This window comes from Rhizobium sp. BK491 (genome assembly GCF_014194925.1).
Classification (GTDB): Bacteria; Pseudomonadota; Alphaproteobacteria; order Rhizobiales; family Rhizobiaceae; genus Rhizobium.
This window is the reverse complement of the sequence record NZ_JACIAR010000001.1, coordinates 1,145,692-1,168,604: the sequence shown is the minus strand read 5'-3', so window position 1 is coordinate 1,168,604 and position 22,913 is coordinate 1,145,692. Positions and strand designations below refer to the sequence as shown.

The 22,913-nt window shown below is 59.7% G+C and carries 23 protein-coding genes; all 23 read left to right on the top strand.

What is annotated here, in order from left to right; translation table 11 throughout:
• Window positions 1-61: 61 nt before the first annotated feature.
• Complete coding sequence (locus FHX05_RS05815; protein ID WP_015340853.1) at window positions 62-1,312, top strand: sarcosine oxidase subunit beta family protein; 1,251 nt, start codon at window positions 62-64, stop codon at window positions 1,310-1,312.
• A gap of 13 nt (window positions 1,313-1,325) precedes the next feature.
• Window positions 1,326-1,601: a sarcosine oxidase subunit delta gene (locus FHX05_RS05810; protein WP_183870930.1), complete on the top strand. Its 276-nt coding sequence runs from the start codon at window positions 1,326-1,328 to the stop codon at window positions 1,599-1,601.
• The gene (locus tag FHX05_RS05805) at window positions 1,598-4,555 is read left to right on the top strand and encodes a sarcosine oxidase subunit alpha family protein (protein WP_183870929.1); all 2,958 of its coding nucleotides are present in this window, start codon (window positions 1,598-1,600) and stop codon (window positions 4,553-4,555) included. The genes FHX05_RS05810 and FHX05_RS05805 overlap by 4 nt, the downstream gene beginning before the upstream one ends.
• 7 nt (window positions 4,556-4,562) lie before the next feature.
• Window positions 4,563-5,117, top strand: a complete 555-nt coding sequence (locus FHX05_RS05800) for a sarcosine oxidase subunit gamma family protein (RefSeq protein WP_183870928.1) — start codon at window positions 4,563-4,565, stop codon at window positions 5,115-5,117.
• A 218-nt stretch (window positions 5,118-5,335) separates the two neighbouring features.
• Entirely contained in the window at window positions 5,336-7,762 is a 2,427-nt protein-coding gene (locus tag FHX05_RS05795; RefSeq protein WP_183870927.1) for an FAD-dependent oxidoreductase, read from the top strand.
• 304 nt (window positions 7,763-8,066) lie between these two features.
• The gene (locus tag FHX05_RS05790; RefSeq protein ID WP_112334922.1) at window positions 8,067-8,969 is read left to right on the top strand and encodes a branched-chain amino acid ABC transporter permease; all 903 of its coding nucleotides are present in this window, start codon (window positions 8,067-8,069) and stop codon (window positions 8,967-8,969) included.
• 4 nt (window positions 8,970-8,973) lie between these two features.
• The gene (livM, locus tag FHX05_RS05785) at window positions 8,974-10,398 is read left to right on the top strand and encodes a high-affinity branched-chain amino acid ABC transporter permease LivM (protein WP_183870926.1); all 1,425 of its coding nucleotides are present in this window, start codon (window positions 8,974-8,976) and stop codon (window positions 10,396-10,398) included.
• On the top strand, window positions 10,398-11,270 hold the full coding sequence (locus tag FHX05_RS05780; protein WP_112334920.1) for an ABC transporter ATP-binding protein: 873 nt from the start codon (window positions 10,398-10,400) through the stop codon (window positions 11,268-11,270). The genes livM and FHX05_RS05780 overlap by 1 nt, the downstream gene beginning before the upstream one ends.
• Window positions 11,270-11,998 carry an ABC transporter ATP-binding protein gene (locus tag FHX05_RS05775; protein WP_112334919.1) on the top strand — a complete coding sequence of 243 codons (729 nt, stop codon included), beginning with the start codon at window positions 11,270-11,272 and terminating at the stop codon, window positions 11,996-11,998. Before FHX05_RS05780 ends, FHX05_RS05775 begins: the two co-directional genes overlap by 1 nt.
• 24 nt (window positions 11,999-12,022) lie before the next feature.
• Window positions 12,023-12,376, top strand: coding sequence for a DUF6867 family protein (locus tag FHX05_RS05770; RefSeq protein ID WP_112334918.1), 354 nt, complete (start codon window positions 12,023-12,025; stop codon window positions 12,374-12,376).
• Between the two features lie 185 nt (window positions 12,377-12,561).
• On the top strand, window positions 12,562-13,683 hold the full coding sequence (locus FHX05_RS05765) for a branched-chain amino acid ABC transporter substrate-binding protein (RefSeq protein WP_015340842.1): 1,122 nt from the start codon (window positions 12,562-12,564) through the stop codon (window positions 13,681-13,683).
• A gap of 147 nt (window positions 13,684-13,830) precedes the next feature.
• Window positions 13,831-14,802 carry a D-glycerate dehydrogenase gene (locus FHX05_RS05760; protein WP_183870925.1) on the top strand — a complete coding sequence of 324 codons (972 nt, stop codon included), beginning with the start codon at window positions 13,831-13,833 and terminating at the stop codon, window positions 14,800-14,802.
• Window positions 14,803-15,112: 310 nt separating this feature from the next.
• Entirely contained in the window at window positions 15,113-15,934 is an 822-nt protein-coding gene (locus tag FHX05_RS05755) for an urease accessory protein UreD (RefSeq protein WP_183870924.1), read from the top strand.
• 31 nt (window positions 15,935-15,965) lie between these two features.
• Window positions 15,966-16,268, top strand: a complete 303-nt coding sequence (locus FHX05_RS05750) for an urease subunit gamma (RefSeq protein ID WP_015340839.1) — start codon at window positions 15,966-15,968, stop codon at window positions 16,266-16,268.
• A gap of 7 nt (window positions 16,269-16,275) precedes the next feature.
• Window positions 16,276-16,530 carry a DUF1272 domain-containing protein gene (locus tag FHX05_RS05745; protein ID WP_183870923.1) on the top strand — a complete coding sequence of 85 codons (255 nt, stop codon included), beginning with the start codon at window positions 16,276-16,278 and terminating at the stop codon, window positions 16,528-16,530.
• A 10-nt stretch (window positions 16,531-16,540) separates the two neighbouring features.
• The gene (locus FHX05_RS05740; protein WP_112334914.1) at window positions 16,541-16,846 is read left to right on the top strand and encodes an urease subunit beta; all 306 of its coding nucleotides are present in this window, start codon (window positions 16,541-16,543) and stop codon (window positions 16,844-16,846) included.
• 15 nt (window positions 16,847-16,861) lie between these two features.
• Window positions 16,862-17,296, top strand: a complete 435-nt coding sequence (locus tag FHX05_RS05735; protein WP_183870922.1) for a lysozyme inhibitor LprI family protein — start codon at window positions 16,862-16,864, stop codon at window positions 17,294-17,296.
• A 17-nt stretch (window positions 17,297-17,313) separates the two neighbouring features.
• On the top strand, window positions 17,314-17,937 hold the full coding sequence (locus FHX05_RS05730) for a Urease operon accessory protein (protein ID WP_183871193.1): 624 nt from the start codon (window positions 17,314-17,316) through the stop codon (window positions 17,935-17,937).
• A 3-nt stretch (window positions 17,938-17,940) separates the two neighbouring features.
• The gene (gene ureC / locus FHX05_RS05725; protein ID WP_112604490.1) at window positions 17,941-19,653 is read left to right on the top strand and encodes an urease subunit alpha; all 1,713 of its coding nucleotides are present in this window, start codon (window positions 17,941-17,943) and stop codon (window positions 19,651-19,653) included.
• Between the two features lie 273 nt (window positions 19,654-19,926).
• The gene (locus FHX05_RS05720) at window positions 19,927-20,787 is read left to right on the top strand and encodes a GGDEF domain-containing protein (protein WP_183870921.1); all 861 of its coding nucleotides are present in this window, start codon (window positions 19,927-19,929) and stop codon (window positions 20,785-20,787) included.
• 77 nt (window positions 20,788-20,864) lie between these two features.
• Window positions 20,865-21,365, top strand: coding sequence for an urease accessory protein UreE (gene ureE, locus FHX05_RS05715; protein ID WP_183870920.1), 501 nt, complete (start codon window positions 20,865-20,867; stop codon window positions 21,363-21,365).
• 6 nt (window positions 21,366-21,371) lie between these two features.
• Window positions 21,372-22,058 (top strand): urease accessory protein UreF, encoded by a 687-nt coding sequence (locus tag FHX05_RS05710; protein ID WP_183871192.1) that lies wholly within the window; start codon window positions 21,372-21,374, stop codon window positions 22,056-22,058.
• Window positions 22,059-22,263: 205 nt separating this feature from the next.
• Window positions 22,264-22,875 carry an urease accessory protein UreG gene (ureG, locus tag FHX05_RS05705; protein WP_015340830.1) on the top strand — a complete coding sequence of 204 codons (612 nt, stop codon included), beginning with the start codon at window positions 22,264-22,266 and terminating at the stop codon, window positions 22,873-22,875.
• The last annotated feature ends 38 nt before the right edge of the window (window positions 22,876-22,913 follow it).

Sequence of the window (22,913 nt, the reverse complement as noted above, 5' to 3'; positions counted from 1 at the left end):
TCGGGTCTTGTCGTTTTTATTGCATATGCGAATGTGCCGCCGGTAGTATCGGGATGAATGCATGCGTTATTCGGCTTATCAGCTTCTAAAACAGGCGTTTTCAGGCAATCGCCATTGGCAGCCGGTGTGGCGGACGCCGGAGCCGAAACCACATTATGACGTGATCATCGTCGGCGGCGGCGGGCATGGGCTGGCAACGGCCTATTACCTCGCCAAGGAATTCGGCATTACCAATGTCGCCGTGCTGGAAAAGAGCTACATCGGCTCCGGCAATGTCGGCCGCAACACGACGATCATCCGCTCCAACTATCTGCTGCCCGGCAACGAACCCTTCTACGAGTTTTCGATGAAGCTCTGGGAAGGGCTGGAGCAGGATTTCAATTACAATGCGATGGTGTCCCAGCGCGGTATCGTCAACCTGTTCCATTCCGATGGCCAGCGCGATGCCTATGCCCGGCGCGGCAATGCCATGCGCATGCACGGCGTCGATGCGGAACTGCTCAACCGCGAGCAGGTCCGCCGGATGATGCCTTACCTCAACTTCGACCATGCGCGCTTCCCGATCCTCGGAGGCCTCCTGCAGCGGCGCGGCGGTACGGCGCGGCACGATGCGGTCGCCTGGGGTTATGCACGCGGCGCCGACAGCCGCGGCGTCGATCTCATCCAGCAGTGCGAAGTGATCGGCATCCGCCGCGAAAACGGCATCGTCACCGGCGTCGAGACCAATCGCGGCTTCATCGGCTGCAACAAGCTGGCGCTTGCGGCTGCCGGCCATACATCGATCCTCGGCAATATGGCCGATCTGGAATTGCCGATCGAAACGCATGTGCTGCAGGCCTTCGTTTCCGAAGGGCTGAAGCCTGTCATCGACAATGTCATCACCTACGGTGCCGGCCACTTCTATATCTCGCAATCCGACAAGGGCGGCTTGGTCTTCGGCGCCGATATCGACTATTACAGCTCCTACGCTCAGCGTGGAAACCTCGCCACCGTCGAGCATACGATGGAGGAGGGGGTGGCGCTCATTCCCGGCCTGTCGCGCGTGCGCGTGCTGCGTACCTGGGGCGGCGTCATGGATATGAGCATGGACGGTTCGCCGATCATCGATCGCACGCCCATCGAAAATCTTTATCTGAACTGCGGCTGGAACTATGGCGGCTTCAAAGCGACGCCGGCCTCGGGCTTCTGCTTCGCGCATCTGATTGCCAAGGGCGAAAGCCACGATGTCAGCCGCCTTCTGCGTCTTGACCGCTTCGAGCGCGGCTTTGCGATCGACGAAGGCGGCAAGGGTCCGCAGCCGAACCTGCATTGAGGGCACAATACCAATGGCAAGCTTGATCAACTGCCCGCATTGCGGCGTGCGACCCAAGGAAGAATTCTCCATTCGCGGCGCCTCCGTCGTCCGTCCCGCGCCGACGGCGCCGGATGAGGACTGGAATCGTTATGTCTTCATCCGCGACAACGAGCGCGGCCGGATTGAGGAATATTGGCATCATAGCGCCGGATGTCGCCGCTGGCTCGTCGTCGAGCGCAGCAATGTCACCCATGAAGTCTTTTCCGTTACCGATGCCGAGGGCAAGGCGAAGGAGGCGGCACGATGACCTCCTATCGTCTGTCGACCGGCGGCCTCGTCAATCGCAGCCGGCCGCTTTCCTTCCAATTCGACGGCAAGGATATGAAGGGTCTGGAGGGCGACACACTCGCTGCCGCCCTGCTTGCCAACAATCAGCTGCTGGTCGGGCGCAGCTTCAAATACCATCGGCCGCGCGGTATTCTCACGGCAGGCTCGGCCGAGCCGAACGCGCTCGTCACCATCGGCAAGGACGGGCGTACAGAGCCGAATACGCGCGCCACTGTCGCCGAGCTTTATCAGGGCATGAGTGCGGTGAGTCAGAACCGCTGGCCGTCGCTGAAGTATGATTTTGGCTCGGTCAACAGTTTGCTCTCGCCCTTCCTAGGGGCCGGCTTCTACTACAAGACTTTCATGTGGCCGGCTGCTTTCTGGGAGAAGGTCTATGAGCCGATCATCCGTCGCGCTGCCGGCCTCGGTAAGGCGGTCATGCAGGCGGATCCGGATCGTTATGAAAAGGCCTGGGCTCATTGCGATCTGCTTGTGATCGGCTCCGGTCCGGCGGGGCTCATGGCGGCTCTGACCGCTGCCCGCGCAGGCCTGCGTGTCGTATTGGCCGACGAAGGTTTTCGACTTGGCGGCTCGCTATTGTCGGAAAAGCTGACGATTGGCGGTGCTTCTGCCGACGTTTTCGTACAGGCGACCCTTGAGGAACTACAGGGTTTAGAGAACGTCACCTTGATGCCGCGTACCACCGTGTTCGGCTGGTATGACGACAATGTCTTCGGTGCTGTCGAGAAGGTGCAGAAACATGTGGCGATGCCATCGGTCGACTTGCCGGCCGAGCGTCTGTGGCGCATCGCCGCCAAGCGCGCCATCCTCGCCTCCGGCGCCGAAGAGCGGCCGCTGGTATTCGGCGGAAATGATCGCCCGGGCGTGATGATGGCGGGCGCCATGCGCAGCTATCTCAACCGCTATGGCGTGGTTGCCGGACAGAAGATAGCGGTCTTTACCAATGGTGGCTCCGGCTATCGGACTGCGGCCGATCTCGCCGCGGCAGGCGTCGAGATTTCGGCAATCCTCGATACGCGCGCTGCATCGGCCGATGCGGCTCCTCAGGGCGTGCGCGTGGTTCATGCGGCAAGCGTCCACGCGACCAAAGGCAAATATCGCATCAGCGGTGTCATTGCAGACCGCGGCGGCCTGGATGAGTTGATCGCTTGCGACGCGCTGGCCATGTCGGGCGGCTGGTCGCCGATCATCCATCTTGCCTGCCAGCGAGGCGCCAAGCCGGTCTGGTCGGACGAGAATCAGGCTTTCATGGCGCCCATCGTTTCTGGCGAGTTGGAGATTGCCGGCTCGGCTGCGGGCATCGAGAGCGTTTCCGGTTGTTTTGCCGACGGGGCGGAAAAAGCGCGAAAAATCGTTGAAGGTTTCGGCCGCAAGGCTCATGAGGTCGAACTGCCCGAAGTGGAGGGCGAATATGATCCGTCTTTCGCGGCGATCTGGCATGTGCCGGGCGCGAAGGACAAGGCATTCGTCGACTTCCAGAACGACGTTCATGCCAAGGATCTTGGTCTCGCTTTGCGCGAAGGCTTCGGCCATGTGGAACATGCCAAGCGCTACACGACGAGCGGCATGGCCACGGACCAGGGCAAGCTCGGCAATGTCAACGCCGCGGGCATTATCGCCGGTATGCGCGGCGTCAGCCCGGCGGCAGTCGGCACGACGACATTCAGACCGTTCTATACGCCGGTATCCTTTGGTGCACTGGCGGGAACCGCGCGTGACAAGCATGCGCAGCCGGTTCGGGAATCGCCGCTGCATGGATGGGCGAAGAAGAACGGTGCGACCTTCGTCGAGGCCGGTCTTTGGTACCGTTCGTCCTGGTTTGCCCGGCCGGGCGAAAAGGGCTGGCGCGACAGCGTCGACCGCGAGGTTCTGACCGTCCGCAATAATGTCGGGCTGTGCGACGTGTCGACGCTCGGCAAGATCGAGATTTTCGGCAAGGATGCGGCGGAGTTTCTCAATCGCCTCTATTCCAACGCCTTCCTGAAACTGCCGATCGGCAAGGCGCGCTACGGCTTGATGCTGCGCGAAGACGGCATGGTCTTCGACGACGGCACGACGAGCCGGCTGACGCCTGACCATTTCTTCATGACGACCACGACGGCGATGGCCGGCGAGGTGATGACGCATATGGAATTCGCAGCCCAGACGCTTTGGCCGCAACTGGACGTTCGCTTCGTGTCCTCGTCCGATCAATGGGCGCAGATGGCGATTGCCGGCCCCAAGGCGCGGCTGGTGCTGGAGCAGATCGTGGAAGACGATATTTCCGACGCGTTCTTTCCGTTCCTTGCCGCTGCCGAGGTCATGCTGAAGGGTGGCCTCAGGGCACGTCTGTTCCGCATCTCCTTCTCTGGCGAGCTGGCCTACGAACTTGCCGTCCCGGCCGGTTATGGCGAGGCGGTCACCGATGCCATCATGGAGGCAGGCAAGGCGTATGGCATCTGCCCTTATGGCGTCGAAGCTCTGAACGTGCTGCGTATCGAGAAGGGCCACGTCACCCATAACGAGCTCGATGGACGCACGACGCCTGACGATGTCGGGCTTGGCCGCATGATGTCGACGCAGAAGCCGGATTTCATCGGCAAGCGTCTGTCGACCCGCTTCGGTCTGACCGCCGCCGACCGCGGCCAGCTTGTCGGCCTGAAGCCGATCGATACGGCTAAGGAAATTCAGGCCGGCGCACATATTTTGAGGGAGGGCGCGAGACCTTCGACCGTGAACGATCAGGGGCATGTCTCCTCGGCGTGCTTCTCGCCGACGCTCGGTCATTCCATCGCACTCGCTTTCCTGAAGTCGGGTCGGGAACGCATCGGCGAGCGCGTGGTCGTCTGGGACGGATTGCGCGGTGAAGAAGTGGCGGTAGAGGTCTGCAGTCCGGTCTTTGTCGATCCCGACAACAAGAAGCTTTTGGGGTGATGGATTGATGAGCGTCGCGTTTCAGAACAGGCATGTGCTGGAAGATCATATTTCCGGCTTCGAAGCTGCCGCAAATCCGAATCACCTTGCCGTCGTGCGTCGTCCGGCGATCTTCTCCGTGCTCGCAAGGGCCGGGGACCAAGACGGCGTTCTAGCGAGCCTGACGGCGCTGAAGGATGTATCGGTTCGCGATCTCGGGCCGAGGGAATGGTTCGTTGTGTCCGACACGCTCGGCGCCGACAGTGTTGCGCGGGATCTTTTCACCCTCGATCCCGCCCGGGCTTCATTCTTCGAGCAGAGCGACGGCCGCGTACTGCTGCGCATTTCCGGCCCCAGCGTCCGCCGCATCCTCGCCAAATGCGTGGCCGTTGACCTGCATCCGCAGGTTTTTGCCGAGGGGCAGTCTGCCAACATGCTGTGCTGCCATGTCAGCGCCAACGTTGCCCGCATCGGTCCGGATCGCTTCGAAATCATCGTGCCGCGCTCCTATGCCGGCAGTGTCTTCGAGGAGATCATGGAGATGGGACGGGAGTTCGCGCTCACGGCCGGTTTCGCAGACTGAAAATCCTTCTATCGCCCGATGTCGGATGGCCTGCCAGCCGGCTTGCACTGCCAATCGTGGATGGCGCGATCCGAACAATTGCGATGGCGCAAACAGACATATCGGTTTCGCAGTTCGGGCTATTTGGCCTATCGGATAGTCTCTAGGTTTCCTCTCAAACAAGGTCGGTCGCACGGGAAGACACCCGGCGGCTTCGTGCCGAAAACAGGGGATCCCCAATGAAAAGCCATGCCAAGGTCGTCGTCATCGGTGGCGGTGTCGTCGGATGTTCGGTGCTCTATCACCTGACGAAATTCGGCTGGACGGATGTGGTGCTACTCGAGCGTTCCGAGCTGACATCCGGATCGACCTGGCATGCCGCCGGCGGCATGCACACGATCAATGGCGATCCGAACGTCGCCAAGCTGCAGAAATATACGGTCGAGCTCTATAAGGAGATCGAGGAATATTCGGGCCAGGACATCGGCCTGCACCTGACTTCCGGCCTGATGCTGGCCGCGACTCCGCAGCGCTTCGACTGGTTGAAATCCATTCTCGCCAAGGGGCGCTACAACGGCCTGGAAGCGACGCTGCTGACGCCGAAGGAAGCGCACGAGATGATGCCGCTTCTCGATCCCGATCAGTTCGTCGGCGCTCTCTACGATCCCGTCGAAGGCCATCTCGATCCCTATGGCACGACGCATGCCTATGCTCGTTCGGCCAAGAAGAACGGTGCTGAAATCTACCTGCATAGCAAGGTGGAAGAGCTGGTGCAGCGCGAAGACGGCTCGTGGCGCGTCATCACCAATCAGGGCGAGATCATCGCCGAGCATGTGGTCAACGCCGCCGGTCTCTGGGCGCGCGAAGTCGGCCGTATGGTGGGGCTGGAGCTGCCGGTGCTCGCCATGGAGCACATGTATCTGATCACTGAGGACATGCCCGAGGTCATCGACTTCAATAAGTCGACAGGCAAGGAGCTGATGCACTGCGTGGATTTCGACGGCGAGATCTATCTGCGCCAGGAGCGGCAGGGCATGCTGATGGGCACTTATGAAAAGGCCTGCCGTCCATGGTCGCCGCTAACGACACCTTGGGATTTCGGTCACGAACTGCTGGCCGAGGATATTGAGCGCATCACGCCGGAACTGGAAGTCGGCTTCCGCCATTTCCCGGCATTCAACGATGCCGGCATCAAGAAGATCATCAACGGTCCGTTTACCTTCTCGCCCGACGGCAATCCGCTGGTTGGCCCGGTGCGGGGCTTGCGCAACTATTGGTCGGCCTGTGCCGTCATGGCCGGCTTCAGCCAGGGCGGCGGCGTGGGGCTCGCGCTTGCCAATTGGATGATCTACGGCGATCCGGGCTTCGACGTCTTCGCCATGGACGTTTCCCGCTATGGCGACTACGCGACGCTCGCCTATACCAATGCCAAGGTGCGCGAGAACTATACCCGCCGCTTCTCGATCCGCTATCCGAACGAGGAACTGCCGGCTGCACGCCCGCTGCTGACGACTCCGATCTACGACAAGCTGAAGCAAGTCGGGGGCGTCTTCGGCGCTTATTATGGCCTTGAGCAGGCGCTGTGGTTTGCTCCGCAGGGCGAAGTGGATCAATTCTCGTGGCGGCGTTCCAACGATTTCGACGTCGTCGGCGCAGAAGCGAAGGCGGTGCGCGAGAGCGTCGGCCTGATGGAAACGTCGGGTTTTGCCAAATATTCGGTCAAGGGGCCGGGAGCGGAAGCTTTCCTCGACACGCTGCTGACCTGCCGCATTCCGGCCGTGGGCCGAATGACACTGGCGCCGATGTTGAAACATGATGGTAAGCTGATCGGCGATTTCACGCTTGCCAAGCTCGGCGAGGAAGATTTCCTTCTCATCGGCTCCGGCATTGCCGAAGCCTATCACATGCGCTGGTTCGAAAGCCTCCTGCCCAAGGACGGTTCGGTCGAACTTAATGCACTCGGTCTTTCGCTTCTCGGCCTTTCGATCGCCGGCCCGAATGCTCGTAAACTGCTGCAGAAGCTGACCCATCAGGATCTTTCCACTGCCGCCTTCCCCTTCATGTCGATCCGCCGCATGGATATCGGCATGGCGCCTGCCATCGTCGGCCGCGTCTCCTATACGGGCGATCTCGGCTATGAGATCTGGATGAAGCCGGAGTACCAGCGCTACATTTTCGACCTACTGATGCAGGAGGGCGCCGAGTTCGACATCCGGCTCTTTGGGTTGAGAGCGCTCAATGCACTGCGTCTCGACAAATCCTACGGCAGTTGGGCGCGCGAATACAGACCGCTCTACGGGCCGTTCGAGGCCGGCCTCAATCGATTCGTGGCTCTGTCCAAGGAGGCCGATTTTATCGGCAAGGCGGCTGCCGCCAAGGAGAAGGCGGAAGGCGGAACCTTGCGGCTGTGCACGTTCATTCTGAGCGCAAAGGGTGCCGACGTCATCGGCGACGAGCCCATTTATCACAAGGGCGCGGTTTGCGGCTGGGTGACCTCGGGCGGATACGCGCACGCTTCTGGCCTTTCCGTTGCAATCGGCTATGTGCCGAAGGAGATCGCCGACGAGGCACAGGGCTGGGCGATTGAATTGCTCGGCGAGCTTCTGCCGGCAAGGCTTCAAGTCGAACCGCTGTTCGATGCAGACGGCGCCCGCATGCGCGCCTGAAGGGTGCCTTCACAAGGCAGCGGTAGATCACGCACGACCTGCCGCTGACGAGAGCTTTTCAATTTGGGAGCGGCAGGAGGCGGCTTTGGCTAATTTTGAGCCATGGACTGCCGCTTTCGTGTCATTTTTGGTCGAATTCGCATCAGCGCACCGCGATTTGAAAAGAATTTGTCAATTTCTCGCCTTTTTGGCTTCACATTTCTTTCGAAACCAGTATGGAATCGCGGCCATAGGCCTCCAGAAGGAACCTAAAAAAGTAATAAGAGATGCGATCGTATGACGCCGCATCCAGGGGAAATGACATATGGATTATTTTATCCAGCAGCTCTTAAACGGGCTGACTCTCGGGTCGATCTACGGCCTGATCGCCATTGGTTACACCATGGTCTACGGCATCATCGGCATGATCAATTTTGCCCACGGTGATGTTTTCATGCTTGGCGGCTTCGCCGCTCTTATCACCTATCTCGTTCTGATTTCGCTCTTTGCCGGCCTGCCGGTTGCCATCCTGCTTTTGGTGATGTTGATCGTCGCCATGCTGATGACGAGCCTTTGGAACTGGGTGATCGAGCGCGTTGCCTATCGGCCGCTGCGCGGGTCGTTCCGGCTCGCGCCGCTGATCACGGCAATCGGTATGTCGATCGTTCTCTCGAACTTCATCCAGGTCGCACAGGGCCCGCGCAACAAGCCGATCCCGACGCTCGTGGGCGATGTCTACAATTTCGGCGGGATCTCGCTGTCCCTGAAGCAGATCATCATCTTCATCATCACCGTCGTGCTGCTCGCCGCATTCTGGTACATCGTCAACAAGACGGCGCTCGGGCGTGCTCAGCGCGCGACCGAGCAGGACCGCAAGATGGCGGCGCTGCTCGGCATCAATGTCGACCGGACCATTTCCATCACCTTCATCATGGGTGCGGCGCTCGCTGCCGTCGCCGGTACGATGTATCTGATGTATTATGGCGTTGCGAACTTCACGGATGGTTTCGTGCCGGGTGTCAAAGCCTTCACGGCGGCGGTTCTGGGTGGCATCGGCTCGCTGCCGGGCGCTGTTCTCGGCGGTCTGATGATCGGTTTCATCGAGTCGTTCTGGTCGGGCAATTTTCCCATCGCGTATAAGGATGTCGCGACATACGGTATCCTGGCCTACGTGCTGATCTTCAAGCCGACGGGTATTCTCGGCCGGCCGGAAGTCGAAAAGGTATAACGCCATGGCAAATTCAAACTTCGTTGCAGGCAAGGCCGCACCCGGCCTTGTCCAGAAGGGGATTACGGACGCCCTCTGGACCGCGGTCATATCCTTCGGCATGTTCGTCCTCTATATCGGTCTCAAGACCGATCAGAATATTGACAATAAGCTGATCATCGTGCAGCGCTGGGGTCTTCTTGCGACCATCGTTGCGATCGCTACCGTCGGCCGTTTCATCATGACGGTCTTCGTCCAGCCTTATCTGGCGGCGAGAAAGGCCGCCAAGGCCAAGATCGTGAGGGTTGAGGGCGAACAAAGTTTCGCCGCCAGGCATTTCAACACGATCGGGCTCCTGCTGCTGCTCATCTATCCGCTGGCGGCCGTTGCGATACTCGGTCCACAGGGATCGCTGACCTATGTCGACAATTTCGGCATCCAGATCCTCATCTACGTGATGCTTGCCTGGGGCCTGAATATCGTCGTTGGCCTCGCGGGCTTGCTTGACCTCGGATATGTCGCCTTCTATGCGGTCGGTGCTTACTCCTATGCACTGTTGTCGACGCATTTCGGCCTGTCCTTCTGGCTGCTGCTGCCGCTTTCGGGCATTCTTGCCGCACTTTGGGGGATGATCCTGGGCTTTCCGGTGCTGCGCCTCAGGGGTGACTACCTGGCGATCGTGACGCTCGCTTTCGGGGAAATCATCCGCATCGTACTGACCAACTGGACCGATGTGACGCAGGGAAGCTTCGGCATCTCCAATATCACCAAGGCATCGCTCTTTGGTCTTTATACCTTCGATACCAAGGATCCGCACAATTTCGTCCGTAGTTTCGGTCTGCCGATCTCGTCGGCATGGTACAAGATCTTCCTGTTCTACGTGATCCTGCTGCTCTGCATGCTGACAGCTTATGTCACCATCCGGCTGCGCCGCATGCCGATCGGGCGTGCATGGGAAGCGTTGCGCGAGGATGAAATCGCCTGCCGCTCGCTCGGAATCAATACGGTGACGACGAAGTTGACGGCTTTTGCCACCGGCGCCATGTTCGGCGGCTTTGCCGGCTCTTTCTTCGCGGCGCGTCAGGGCTTCGTCTCGCCGGAATCCTTCGTCTTCCTGGAATCCGCAATCATTCTGGCGATTGTGGTCCTTGGCGGCATGGGGTCCCTGAAGGGCATCGCTATTGCGGCGATCGCCATGATCGGCGGCACCGAAGCGCTGCGTAATATGGGCTTCCTGAAGACCGGCCTGGTTTGGGGCGACACGACAATTATTCCCGGCTTCGGCCCGGATTTCACCCCGGAACTCTACCGCATGCTGATCTTCGGCCTGGCCATGGTGGTTGTCATGATCTTCAAGCCGCGCGGCTTTGTCGGTACGCGTGAGCCGACCGCCTTCCTCAAGGAGCGAAAAGCGGTCTCCGGCAGCTTTACCAAGGAGGGCCACGGCTGATGAACGCTGTGACCGCAAACTCCAATGACGTTCTGCTGAAGGTCGATCATCTGTCGATGAAGTTCGGCGGCCTGATGGCGATCAACGACTTCTCCTTCGAGGCAAAGCGCGGCGACATCACCGCCCTGATCGGCCCGAACGGCGCCGGTAAGACAACGGTGTTCAATTGCATCACCGGCTTCTACAAGCCGACGATGGGTATGATCAGCCTGCATCAGAAGACCGGTAAGGAATATCTCCTGGAACGGCTTCCGGATTTCCGGATCACGCGTGAAGCCAAGGTGGCGCGCACCTTCCAGAATATCCGCCTGTTTTCGGGCCTCACCGTGCTGGAAAACCTGCTGGTGGCGCAGCACAACAAGCTGATGCGCGCCTCCGGCTATACGATCCTCGGGCTGCTCGGCATCGGTCCGTACCGTTCCGAGGCAAAGAATGCGATCGAACTTGCGCGTTTCTGGCTCGAGAAGGCCGATCTCATCGATCGCGCTGACGATCCGGCCGGCGATCTTCCCTACGGCGCGCAACGTCGCCTGGAAATCGCTCGCGCAATGTGCACGGGGCCGGAGCTGCTTTGCCTGGACGAGCCGGCTGCCGGTCTCAACCCTCGCGAATCCCTGGTTCTCAACGAATTCCTGCGCAGTATCCGCAAGGATACCGGCACGTCTATCCTGCTGATCGAGCACGATATGTCGGTGGTCATGGAAATTTCCGACCATGTCATCGTCCTCGAATATGGGCAGAAGATTGCCGACGGTACGCCGGATGAGGTGAAGAACGATCCTCGCGTGATCGCTGCCTATCTGGGCGTTGAGGATGAGGAAGTGGAAGAGGTGATTGCCGAAGTCGAACACCTCCAGGAAGGTGAACATTGATGACGGGGCAGCCACTTCTCAAAGTTGCGGGCGTGGAAACCTATTACGGCAATATCCGCGCCCTTGCCGGTGTCGACATCGAAGTCAACAGTGGCGAGATCGTCAGCCTGATCGGCGCCAACGGCGCCGGCAAGTCGACGCTGATGATGACGATCTGCGGCAGCCCTCAAGCTCGTACCGGATCGGTCACTTTCGACGGCCAGGATATTACGCGCATGCCGACGCACGAGATTGCGCGGCTTCGCATCGCGCAATCGCCGGAGGGGCGGCGCATCTTTCCGCGCATGACCGTCTACGAAAACCTGCAGATGGGCGCGAGCCTCGATAAGCTCAAATACTTCAACGAGGACGTCGAGAAGATCTTCACGCTCTTCCCGCGCCTGAAGGAGCGTCAGTCGCAGCGCGGCGGCACGCTTTCCGGCGGCGAGCAGCAGATGCTATCGATCGGCCGTGCACTGATGGCGCGCCCAAAGCTGCTGCTCCTGGACGAGCCGTCGCTTGGCTTGGCACCGCTGATCGTGAAGGGCATCTTCGAGGCGATCAAGGTTCTGAACAAGAGCCAGGGGCTCACCGTATTCCTCGTCGAGCAAAATGCCTTTGCGGCGCTGAAGCTTTCCGACCGCGCTTATGTGATGGTCAACGGCCGGGTGACAATGAGCGGTTCGGGCAAGGAACTGCTCGCCAATCCGGAAGTGCGCGCCGCCTATCTCGAAGGCGGACATCATTGAGTTTCGTTTCGCGGAGAATTTGAGATGCAGGGACTTCTCTTCGACAGCGATACCGGCGGCCGCATGGTCATTCGTGCCGTTATCGTCATCCTGGGTTTTTGGACCGCGTGGCGCGCAGGACGCGCCGTCGCTTCCGGCTGGGAAACATATCCGATTGTCGTCGTCTACAGCTTTCTGATCGGCCTTGGGCTGCAGTTTCTGCACCATGCGCTGTTCAACGGCCCGGTATTCGACGTCACCATCTACATCATCGACGTCGTGCTTCTGCTCGTATTTGCGACCGCGGGATACCGGTATCGCCGTACCGATCAGATGGTGAATAACTACTACTGGCTTTATGAAAAGACCTCGGCCTTTTCTTGGAAGAAGAAGAATTGACACTGGGCCTAAACTAGGCACAGTCTGCGTACAACCAAGAGCGTCATCCAGCCCCATAAAAACAGACGGGAACGGGCAGGGTCATGCTTCCAGAGTTCGAAATGCAAGCGTTACCGGCGTGGTGATTGGTGGGTATCGCGCAGGGCAGATTAAACGGAACCCGCTTAAAAATTGGGAGTAATAATATGAAGAAGTATCTTCTGTCGGCGGTGGCTTTGTCGGCGATGATCGCTTTCGGCGGCGCTGCGAAGGCCGATATCATTGTTGGCGTTGGCGGTCCGTTGACGGGCCCGAATGCTGCGTTTGGCGCGCAGCTTCAGAAGGGTGCGGAACAGGCGGCAGCCGACATCAATGCTGCAGGCGGCATCAACGGGGAAAAGATCAAGATCGAACTCGGCGACGACGTCTCCGACGCCAAGCAGGGCGTTTCGGTCGCCAACAAGTTTGTTGCTGACGGTGTGAAGTTCGTCGTCGGTCACTTCAACTCGGGCGTTTCCATTCCGGCTTCGGAAGTCTACGCTGAAAACGGCATCCTGCAGATCACTCCCGCTTCGACGAACCCGAAGTTCACCGAACGCGGCCTGTGGAACACGTTCCGTACTTGCGGCCGTGACGACCAGCAGGGTGAAGTTGCCGGCAAGTACATCGCCGACAACTTCAAGGGCGCCAAGGTTGCCGTCGTTCACGACAAGACCCCTTATGGTCAGGGTCTGGCCGATGAAACCAAGAAGAACCTCAACGCCGCCGGCGTGACGGAAGTTGTTTATGAAGGCATCACTCCCGGCGACAAGGACTACTCGGCCCTGATCGCCAAGATGAAGCAGGCTGGCGTCGATTTCGTCTACTACGGCGGTCTGCACACGGAAGCTGGCCTCATCATGCGCCAGATGGCCGACCAGGGTGTGAAGGCTCACTTCATGTCGGGTGACGGTATCGTCTCGAACGAGCTGGCATCGATCGCCGGCGACGCCGTCGACGGCACGTTGATGACCTTCGCACCGGATCCGCGCAAGAACCCGGCTTCCGCCGACCTCGTCGCCAAGTTCCGCGCTGCCGGCTACGAGCCGGAAGGCTACACGCTCTACTCCTACTCGGCTCTGCAGGTTATCGCTGCCGCCGCTAAGGCTGCTGGGTCCAACGATCCGATGGCTGTTGCCGATGCGCTGAAGGCAAAGGGTCCGTTCAAGACCGCTATCGGCGATCTGGGCTTCAACGCCAAGGGCGACATCACCCGTCCGGACTACGTCATGTACAAGTGGTCCAAGGGTTCTGACGGCAAATACAACTACGACGAAATCTCGAAGTAAGCGTTGTGAAGCCGGTTTTCCGGCATAGGCAAGATCTGAGAAGCCCGGCCACTGGCCGGGCTTTTTCATATTCGCGATATCGGTTCGCCATTTTCTTCAAGCCAAGGCTGCTTTAAATCTGCCTGATATCGGCAGGAGGATGACCGCATGAGCAAACCCCGTATTCTTGTGACCCGACGCTGGCCGGCCGCGGTCGAATCCGTGCTTTCCGAGCGTTTCGACGCAACGTTGAACAAGGATGACATCGCGCTCGACGCGGGGCAGCTGCGCGAGGCGCTGCTCGCCTATGATGCAGTCCTGCCGACCGTTTCCGACAAGCTTCCTGCAGCACTTTTCGAAGGTCAGGCGATCAGGACGAAGATCCTCGGCAATTTCGGCGTCGGCTTCAATCATATCGATATTGCCGCGGCAAAACAGAAGGGCGTGGTCGTCACCAACACGCCCGGCGTGCTGACTGATTGCACGGCCGATATCGCCATGCTGCTCCTTCTTTCCGTTGCGCGCCGTGGCGGCGAAGGCGAGCGTGAAGTCAGGGCCGGCGCCTGGAGCGGATGGCGGCCAACACATCTGGTCGGCACCAAAGTGACCGGCAAGACCGTCGGCATTATCGGCTTCGGCCGCATTGGCCGTGCCTTCGCGCAGCGCTGCCATTTTGGCTTCGGTATGGATGTCGTCTTCTACAATCGCTCCGCCATCGATCCCATGGAGGCGGCTCGCTATGGCGCCGTCCAGTTGCAGACCGTAGAAGATGTTCTGGAAGTCTCCGATTTCGTCTCCCTGCATTGTCCAGGCGGTGCCGAGAACCGGCACCTGATGAATGCGGCCCGTTTCGCGGTCATGAAACCAGAGGCCTTCCTGATCAACACCGCAAGAGGCGATGTCGTCGACGAGGCAGCGCTGATTTCGGCACTGGAGCGGGGGACGATCCGCGGCGCGGGCCTCGACGTTTATGAGGCTGAACCGCATGTTCCCGAGCGGTTGAGGGCGATGAACAACGTCGTGCTTCTGCCACATCTCGGCAGCGCCACGGAAGAAACGCGCACCGCCATGGGGATGAAGGTGGTGGACAATGTCACCGCCTTCTTTGCCGGGCGCGAGCCACCGGATCGTGTGATCTAGAGCATTTTCGCTTTTCTGCGAATCGCGGAAACGCTCTATCGTCTTGTTTTATGTAGTTCCGGACGCAAAACCGCTTCGCACTTTTGCCGGAACTGCTCCAGACTGACGCGCATCGTCTCCGCGCCAAGGATCAAACATATCCGTTGCAGAGGTTTGCCTTTCTTTTAAGCGTTTGACGAAAAATGCAGCTGATGCGGCTGATATAAGACCAATATTGCACGGCGTCGAATAAGGCACAGGAATTGCTTGCGTTTATTGCTCGCCGGGCTTCAATGGCCGGACTTGGCATATGCGATGCGTGGAGAGGCTGATGGCAATGACGGTGGCAGGGACGAGACCGCAGAGGGCGCGGGGTCGCGGCCATCTTGCGGCGAAGTCGCTTGGCGGCCGCACGCGCCTTTCCGAGCTCTTTCAGGAGGGCGCGGCCAAGATCAGGCTGCCGGAAACTTTCGATCATTCCATGGAGGCCGTCATTATCAATACGGCCGGCGGCCTGACCGGCGGCGACCGTATGGATTGGAGCATTTTCGCCGCGCCGGGCACACGCATCGATGTGACCACGCAGGCCTGCGAGAAGATCTACAAGGCTTCGGCCGGTACGGCAGAGGTCGAAACGTCCATTAAGGTTGGCCGTGGCGCCCGGGTCGATTGGCTGCCGCAGGAGACCATCCTCTTCGACCGCGCCTCGCTTTCGCGGACGTTGAATGTCGAGCTTGACGATGCGGCCGAATTCCTTGCCGTGGAGGCGATCCTGCTTGGGCGCAAAGCCATGGGCGAGACGATGGAGCAGGGACTGTTTCGCGATCGCTGGCGCATCCGCCGCGGCGGATGGCTGGTTCATGCCGAGGAGCTGCGTTTGGATGGCGATGTGGCTGCATTGACGGCGAAGATGGCTGTGCTGGACGGTCAGGTCGCCTTTGCGACCTTGCTTTATGTCGGGCCGCTGGCCGCGACTTATCTCGGCCGGATCAGGCCGCTCCTCGAAACCCATATGGGGGGTGCCAGCCACTGGGGTGAGAAGCTTGTCGTGCGGCTTGTTGCCGCCGATGGCTTCGCGCTCAGAAAAATCCTCATCCCGATCATTTCCGCCTTGCGCGACGGAGCGCCTGTGCCGAAAGTCTGGAATCTGTAAATTGAGCAAACAGCAATCACATAGGTAGGCGATGAACCTCACTCCGAGAGAAAAAGACAAGCTGCTGATTTCGATGGCGGCGATGGTGGCGAGGCGGCGGCTTGAGCGCGGCGTGAAGCTCAATCATCCCGAAGCCATTGCGCTGATTACCGATTTCGTGGTCGAAGGCGCACGCGATGGCCGCCCGGTCGCTGAATTGATGGAGACCGGCGCCCATGTCATCACGCGCGATCAGGTGATGGAAGGTGTTGCCGAGATGATCCATGACGTTCAGGTCGAGGCGACTTTTCCCGACGGCACCAAGCTCGTCACGGTCCACGAACCCATCCGGTGAGGTTGCCATGCTGGAGCTGAGGCCAAATTGCGAATGCTGCGACAGGGGTCTGCCGCCGGAAAGCCAAGAGGCTATGATCTGCACCTTCGAGTGCACCTTCTGTGTTGAGTGCGTCGATACCGTATTAGGCGGCGTCTGCCCGAACTGCGGCGGTGACTTCGCGCAGCGTCCAATCCGCCCGGCGGCCTTGCTCGCCAAATATCCCGCTTCGACAAAACGTGTTCTGAAAGCTGAGGGATGTGCGCCCGTCCAGGCCGCATGAGGAGAGAACCATGATTCCAGGTGAAATTATTGCCGCAAGCGGCGACATCGAACTCAACGTCGGAGCGCCGACCACAACGCTTGAGGTTTCCAATACGGGCGATCGGCCGGTTCAGGTCGGCAGCCACTATCATTTCGCCGAGACCAATGCCGGGCTGTCTTTCGACCGCGACAAGGCAAGGGGCATGCGGCTCGATATTCCCGCCGGCACCGCAGTGCGCTTCGAGCCGGGGCAGACACGCTCGGTCACCCTGATCCCGCTGTCGGGCAAACGCGAAGTCTATGGCTTCCGTCAGCAGGTCATGGGCAAGCTCTAGCTTCCGGGGGTGTCGATGAAATTGCTTGCGCCCGCCGCTATCGGTCTTGCCGCAGTCCTGATCTGCGGTCCTACCTTTGCGCAGAACAATCCGGACGAGCCGAAGATCGATTGCGCCAAAGCCGAGGCGCAGACGGACCTCAACATTTGCGCGGCTCTCGAGTTCGACACGGCCGACAAGGCGTTGAATGCGCAATATAAGAAAACGCGCGCTGCGATGGTCGCCATCGATGCGGATCTCGATAACGACATGAAGGGCGCTGAAAAGGCACTGGTTAAAGCGCAGCGCGCCTGGGTGGATTATCGCGACGGCCAGTGTGAGGCACAAGGGTTTGAGGCCCGCGGCGGCTCGATGGAGCCCATGCTCGTCTCCGGCTGCAAGGCGGAGCTGACCAAGACGCGGACCAAGGAATTGAAGGATCTCGCTGATGGGCCGGAGGGCGGTCAGTGAATTCCAGACACCAGGTGGTGATCGTCGGCAATGGTGAGGTTGCGGCCGGTGCAGCCGCTGTCATCGATGCCGCCGATCTCGTGATCCGTTTCAACGATTGCCGATCGATGGGAGCCGGTGGCAGGCGAACCGATGTCGTCGCTGTCTGCAACACAGGCCGGCCGGCCCGCGCCATGCTCGGCTCGGCGGAGTGGCGCAAGAGCCCTGCTGTTGCTGCCGCATCGGAAATCTGGAGCGTGCGTGATCCAGACAAATTCTCTGAGCTGCGCGCATCTTTGGCGATCTCGCATCCCGAGCTCGACGATTTCTGCGATGATTATACAGATCAGTTCACCGCGTTCTGCCAGGCCACAGGCAAGCAGCATGTGGTGATCGACCGAGCCATTCACGAAGGCGTCGATACGGCGTTGGCGGATTACGATCCCGGCTCCTACGTCGTGCCGAGCAGCGGCATGATCGTGATCGCCGATGTGATGTCACGCCATCCTGACGACGATATTGCCATTACCGGTTTCAGCCACACAGGCTGGGAGGAACATCCGTTTGCCGCCGAGAAACAGCTGGTGGATGCCTATGTTTCCCTCGGTCGCCTCAGGCGCCTTGCCGCCACGAACCTTATCTCTGCCTCCGAAGGAGACTGAATCATGCCCTACAAGATTTCTCGTGCCGCCTATGCCAACATGTTCGGACCGACTGTTGGCGACAAGGTTCGTCTGGCAGACACCGAATTGTTCATCGAAGTGGAGAAGGATTTCACCACCTATGGCGAGGAGGTGAAGTTCGGCGGCGGCAAGGTCATCCGTGACGGCATGGGACAGAGCCAGGTGACGCGCGCCGGCGGAGCCGTCGATACAGTCATTACGAATGCGCTCATCCTTGATCATTGGGGAATCGTCAAGGCGGATATCGGTCTGAAGGACGGCCGCATTGTTGCAATCGGCAAGGCCGGAAATCCGGATATGCAGCCCAATGTCAATATCATCGTCGGACCCGGCACGGAGGCGATTGCCGGTGAGGGGAAGATCGTCACCGCCGGCGGCATGGACAGCCATATTCATTTCATCTGCCCGCAGCAGATCGAGGAAGCCCTGATGTCGGGCGTCACCACCATGCTCGGTGGAGGCACGGGGCCGGCGCATGGAACGCTGGCAACGACCTGCACGCCGGGACCGTGGCATCTGGCGCGGATGATCGAGTCCTTCGACGCCTTTCCGATGAATATCGGTCTCTCCGCCAAGGGCAATGCCTCCGTTCCCGCCGCACTGGAGGAAATGGTGCTTGGCGGCGCCTGTGCGCTCAAGCTGCATGAGGATTGGGGCACGACGCCAGCGGCGATCGATTGCTGCCTCAGCGTTGCGGACGAGTATGATGTGCAGGTGATGATCCACACGGATACATTGAATGAAAGCGGCTTCGTGGAGGATACGATCGGTGCCATCAAGGGTCGCACCATTCACGCCTTCCACACGGAAGGCGCGGGCGGCGGCCATGCGCCTGATATCATCAAGATCTGCGGGCAGTCGAACGTCATCCCGTCCTCGACCAACCCGACGCGGCCCTATACGGTTAATACGATCGCCGAGCATCTGGACATGCTGATGGTCTGCCATCACTTGTCGCCGTCGATCCCGGAGGATATCGCCTTTGCCGAAAGCCGCATCCGCAAGGAGACCATCGCCGCTGAGGATATTCTGCACGACATCGGCGCCTTTTCGATTATCTCCTCCGACAGCCAGGCTATGGGCCGCGTCGGCGAGGTGGCGATCCGTACCTGGCAGACCGCCGACAAAATGAAGCGCCAGCGCGGCCGCCTGGCACAGGAGGTAGGCGACAACGATAATTTCCGCGCGAAGCGCTACATCGCCAAATATACGATCAACCCGGCGATCGCGCATGGCGTCAGCCATGAGGTCGGTTCGATCGAAGTCGGCAAGCGTGCCGATCTGGTACTCTGGAACCCGGCTTTCTTCGGCGTGAAGCCGGAGATGGTGTTGATCGGCGGCTCGATCGCCGCAGCACCCATGGGCGACCCGAATGCCTCCATTCCGACGCCGCAGCCGATGCACTACCGGCCGATGTTCGGCGCTTATGGCAAGAATCGCACGAATTCGTCGGTGACCTTTGTTTCCCAAGCAGCGTTCGATGCCGGGCTTGCCGCCAAGCTCGGTGTCGCCAAGACGCTGCTGCCCGTTCGGAACACGCGCGGTGGCATTTCCAAGGCATCGATGATCCACAACAGCCTGACGCCGCATATCGAGGTGGATCCGGAAACTTATGAAGTGCGCGCCGATGGCGAACTTCTGACCTGCGAGCCGGCAACGGTGCTGCCGATGGCGCAGCGCTATTTCCTTTTCTGAGGATATTTCGGACGCCGATCTTTGGCAGATATGAAAGCCCCGGCTTCCCGGGGTTTTCATATGCTGCGTACTGGGCGCAGCAATATCAATGACATGACGTGGTTGTGCTGCTATTGCGCATTTCTATCGGCAAGCTGGATTTTCTGGATGTAGCTTCCCGGCTGTTCACAACTTGGGAAATACACCGCTTTTTAATCATTCCATTAAAGACCTGAAAGCGTCTTCACCCCTATCTCACATGATTGAAATAGTGGGCTGAGGAAGGTGAATCGCATGAAGCAATGGATTTCGCTGCAGGCCGAACTCGGTAACTTTCAGCAGCGAAGTGCGATTTTTATTTTCGCGCTTAAGATGAGTTTTGTCGCGGTCATCATGTCGCTTGCCATCATCCTGGTGCTGATTTTTGTGATGCAATGGCTTGATCTTTTGCCATTGCCGATCTTCGAGGCGATGCGCTTTGGCGTTTTGTTGGCATGGATCATCGGCGGCACCGTGTCCGGCGCGCTTGCGGTGCTGGTAGGCTTTTCCATTCACAGGCTCGCGGTCTCCCGTGCCGAATTCGAGCGGTTGAGCCGCACCGACACGCTGTCCGGCCTGCTCAATCGCCGTGCCTTTACCGAGGTGTTGAATACGGCCAAGGACGGCGCGTCATTGGTGATCTTCGATCTCGATCGGTTCAAGACGATCAATGATCGCTTTGGGCACGCATCCGGTGATGCGGTGATCGTTGCGGTGTCGCGGCTATTTTCTGATGCCTTCACTGGAGAAAACGTGATTGCGCGACTTGGCGGTGAGGAGTTCGGCGTCATCATCCATGGCGGCGATACGGCCGAGCGTATCGCGCGCGTTGAGGAGATCAAGGAGCAGATCGCCGAACAGTCGATCGCCATTGAAGGCGGGTCGGTGAAGATCACCATTTCCGCTGGGATTGCCGACATCGGCGGCGATCGTAAGACGGAGGCCGTCTACGCTGCCGCCGATAAGGCGCTTTATCTTGCCAAGACGCTTGGCCGCAACCGTGTCATGCACGAGCGCGAGCGTCTGTCGCAGGTCTGGAATCGTTGCGCCTCCGAGCAGGAGCAGGAGGCAACGACGGATGTCAGGGAACTGCAACGCTATGTGCAGCAGATGTGAGGCTTCCACACGTCATTGATGCTTGCGCGGGCGGCGACAATTTTGCATGGTCTGCCAAAGTATAAATTGGAACAGCCATGCTACGCGTCACTTCCTATCTGCCGGCCGGCACCCCTTCCTCCAATCCGATCGATCGTGTCGTCCTGACGCATGATCTCAGGCATCTGCGCCGCAAGCTCCTGCATCTTGAAAATGGCGAGATGGTCATGCTCGACCTCAAGGAGCCGGTGCTGTTTGCGAGCGGCGATCTGCTCGTGCGCGAGGATGGCGAGTTGATCGAGATCGTCGCCGCAGACGAAAAGCTTTTCGAAATCCGCCCACGCGACCGCCTGCATCTGATCGAACTTGCCTGGCATCTCGGCAACCGGCATCTTTCCGCTCAGATCGAGGAAGAGCGTATCCTGATCCTGCGCGATCATGTGATCCGCGCTATGCTCGAAGGGTTGGGTGCGACTGTGACGGAAGTCAGCGAGCCTTTCCAGCCGGCACGCGGCGCCTATCACTCCCACGGCAACCATTCGCATGGCCACGACCACCATCATCCTGGCCAGGATCATCACCACCATTCGCACGATTGAACCGTGATGACCAACACTGCGGTTTCAGACGATGGCGACCTGCAGGCGCTGCTGCGGCTGATTGCATGGCTGTCGCCGGCGTTTCCCGTAGGATCGTTCGCCTATTCCGGCGGCCTGGAGCGTGCGGTACATGACGGCCTGGTGCGCGAAAGCTCCGGCCTCAGCCATTGGATTTCTGCACTCATCGAGCATGGTTCCGCGTGGAATGATGTGGTGCTGCTGGTCGAGGCGCATCGGGCTGACGCGGATGGGCCGCGGCTTGCGGCCGTTGCGGAGCTTGCCGAGGCACTGGCCGGTTCGAAGGAGCGCCATAACGAGACCATGCTGCTGGGAGATGCCTTTCTTTCGGCCGCCGCTGCCTGGCCGCATGCGATCTTTTCCATGCTCCCGGCAAAGACGGCCTATCCGGTTGCTGTCGGCGCCGTCGCAGGTGCGCATGGCATCGCCGCCGAGAAGGCGTCTGCCGCCTTCCTGCATGCGCTGGCCTCGCAGATGGTATCCGCCGGCATTCGCCTCGGCGTCAGCGGCCAGAAAGACGGCGTTGCCATTCTGGCGCGACTTGAAGGTCTCTTTGCGGATGTCGCGCGACGGGCCGCCCAATCCAGCCTTGACGATCTCGGAGCTGCGACCGTGCAAGCGGATATTGCGAGCCTGCGGCACGAAACCCAGAGCACGCGGCTTTTCCGGTCATGAGGGGCGTCATCAGGAAAATATTGAAATCGAAACATCGCCTATGTCATTCGCCGCTGTGCGACGGCGGCACGCTTGGCTATGCTAGCGCCATTCCGCCCTTCTTCGAAGGACGAAAACGCGCTATCCCTTTGTTTTCACGCAATTCCGGGAAAACCGCTACGCACTTTTCCCGGAATTGCTCTCTTGCTTTATCGGAGTTGCGAGTATGAAATCGAGACATGGACCCTTGCGCGTCGGGATCGGCGGCCCCGTCGGTTCCGGCAAGACGGCGTTGACGGAGAAGCTGTGCAAGGCGATGCGTGAGGACTATTCCGTCGCCGTCGTTACCAACGACATCTACACGACCGAGGATGCGGAAGCACTGGTGCGGATGCAGGCGCTGCCTTCGGATCGCATCGTCGGCGTCGAAACGGGCGGCTGCCCGCACACGGCGATCCGCGAGGATGCGACGATTAATCTGCAGGCCATTGCCGGCCTAAACGAGCGGCTTCCTGATCTTGATGTTGTGTTCATCGAATCGGGCGGCGACAATCTGGCGGCAACCTTTTCGCCCGATCTCGCCGATATCACCATCTACGTGATCTCGGTGTGTCAGGGAGAGGAGATTCCGCGCAAGGGCGGCCCCGGCATCACCAAATCCGACCTTCTGGTCATCAACAAGAAGGATCTGGCGCCCTTCGTCGACGTCGATCTCGAGGTGATGGATCGCGATGCCACCCGCATGCGCCAGGCACGCCCCTTCGTCTTTTCCGACATGAAGCGGGGCGAGGGCGTCAGCAAGATCGTCGATTTCCTAAAGGAACAGGGCGGCCTTTGAGCCGCCCCGCCCTTATCTCCATATCCGCCGAGGCTGTT

Bases quoted from the DNA above. Each gene is read 5' to 3' on its own strand.
- ureG (WP_015340830.1), top strand. From the start codon at position 22,264: ATGAAATCGAGACATGGACCCTTGCGCGTCGGGATCGGCGGCCCCGTC.
- FHX05_RS05780 (WP_112334920.1), top strand. From the start codon at position 10,398: ATGAACGCTGTGACCGCAAACTCCAATGACGTTCTGCTGAAGGTCGAT.
- FHX05_RS05755 (WP_183870924.1), top strand. From the start codon at position 15,113: ATGGCAATGACGGTGGCAGGGACGAGACCGCAGAGGGCGCGGGGTCGC.
- FHX05_RS05805 (WP_183870929.1), top strand. From the start codon at position 1,598: ATGACCTCCTATCGTCTGTCGACCGGCGGCCTCGTCAATCGCAGCCGG.
- FHX05_RS05775 (WP_112334919.1), top strand. From the start codon at position 11,270: ATGACGGGGCAGCCACTTCTCAAAGTTGCGGGCGTGGAAACCTATTAC.
- ureC (WP_112604490.1), top strand. From the start codon at position 17,941: ATGCCCTACAAGATTTCTCGTGCCGCCTATGCCAACATGTTCGGACCG.
- FHX05_RS05740 (WP_112334914.1), top strand. From the start codon at position 16,541: ATGATTCCAGGTGAAATTATTGCCGCAAGCGGCGACATCGAACTCAAC.
- FHX05_RS05710 (WP_183871192.1), top strand. From the start codon at position 21,372: ATGACCAACACTGCGGTTTCAGACGATGGCGACCTGCAGGCGCTGCTG.
- FHX05_RS05800 (WP_183870928.1), top strand. From the start codon at position 4,563: ATGAGCGTCGCGTTTCAGAACAGGCATGTGCTGGAAGATCATATTTCC.
- FHX05_RS05735 (WP_183870922.1), top strand. From the start codon at position 16,862: ATGAAATTGCTTGCGCCCGCCGCTATCGGTCTTGCCGCAGTCCTGATC.
- FHX05_RS05790 (WP_112334922.1), top strand. From the start codon at position 8,067: ATGGATTATTTTATCCAGCAGCTCTTAAACGGGCTGACTCTCGGGTCG.
- livM (WP_183870926.1), top strand. From the start codon at position 8,974: ATGGCAAATTCAAACTTCGTTGCAGGCAAGGCCGCACCCGGCCTTGTC.
- FHX05_RS05795 (WP_183870927.1), top strand. From the start codon at position 5,336: ATGAAAAGCCATGCCAAGGTCGTCGTCATCGGTGGCGGTGTCGTCGGA.
- FHX05_RS05810 (WP_183870930.1), top strand. From the start codon at position 1,326: ATGGCAAGCTTGATCAACTGCCCGCATTGCGGCGTGCGACCCAAGGAA.
- FHX05_RS05750 (WP_015340839.1), top strand. From the start codon at position 15,966: ATGAACCTCACTCCGAGAGAAAAAGACAAGCTGCTGATTTCGATGGCG.
- FHX05_RS05745 (WP_183870923.1), top strand. From the start codon at position 16,276: ATGCTGGAGCTGAGGCCAAATTGCGAATGCTGCGACAGGGGTCTGCCG.
- FHX05_RS05760 (WP_183870925.1), top strand. From the start codon at position 13,831: ATGAGCAAACCCCGTATTCTTGTGACCCGACGCTGGCCGGCCGCGGTC.
- FHX05_RS05815 (WP_015340853.1), top strand. From the start codon at position 62: ATGCGTTATTCGGCTTATCAGCTTCTAAAACAGGCGTTTTCAGGCAAT.
- FHX05_RS05720 (WP_183870921.1), top strand. From the start codon at position 19,927: ATGAAGCAATGGATTTCGCTGCAGGCCGAACTCGGTAACTTTCAGCAG.
- FHX05_RS05770 (WP_112334918.1), top strand. From the start codon at position 12,023: ATGCAGGGACTTCTCTTCGACAGCGATACCGGCGGCCGCATGGTCATT.
- ureE (WP_183870920.1), top strand. From the start codon at position 20,865: ATGCTACGCGTCACTTCCTATCTGCCGGCCGGCACCCCTTCCTCCAAT.
- FHX05_RS05765 (WP_015340842.1), top strand. From the start codon at position 12,562: ATGAAGAAGTATCTTCTGTCGGCGGTGGCTTTGTCGGCGATGATCGCT.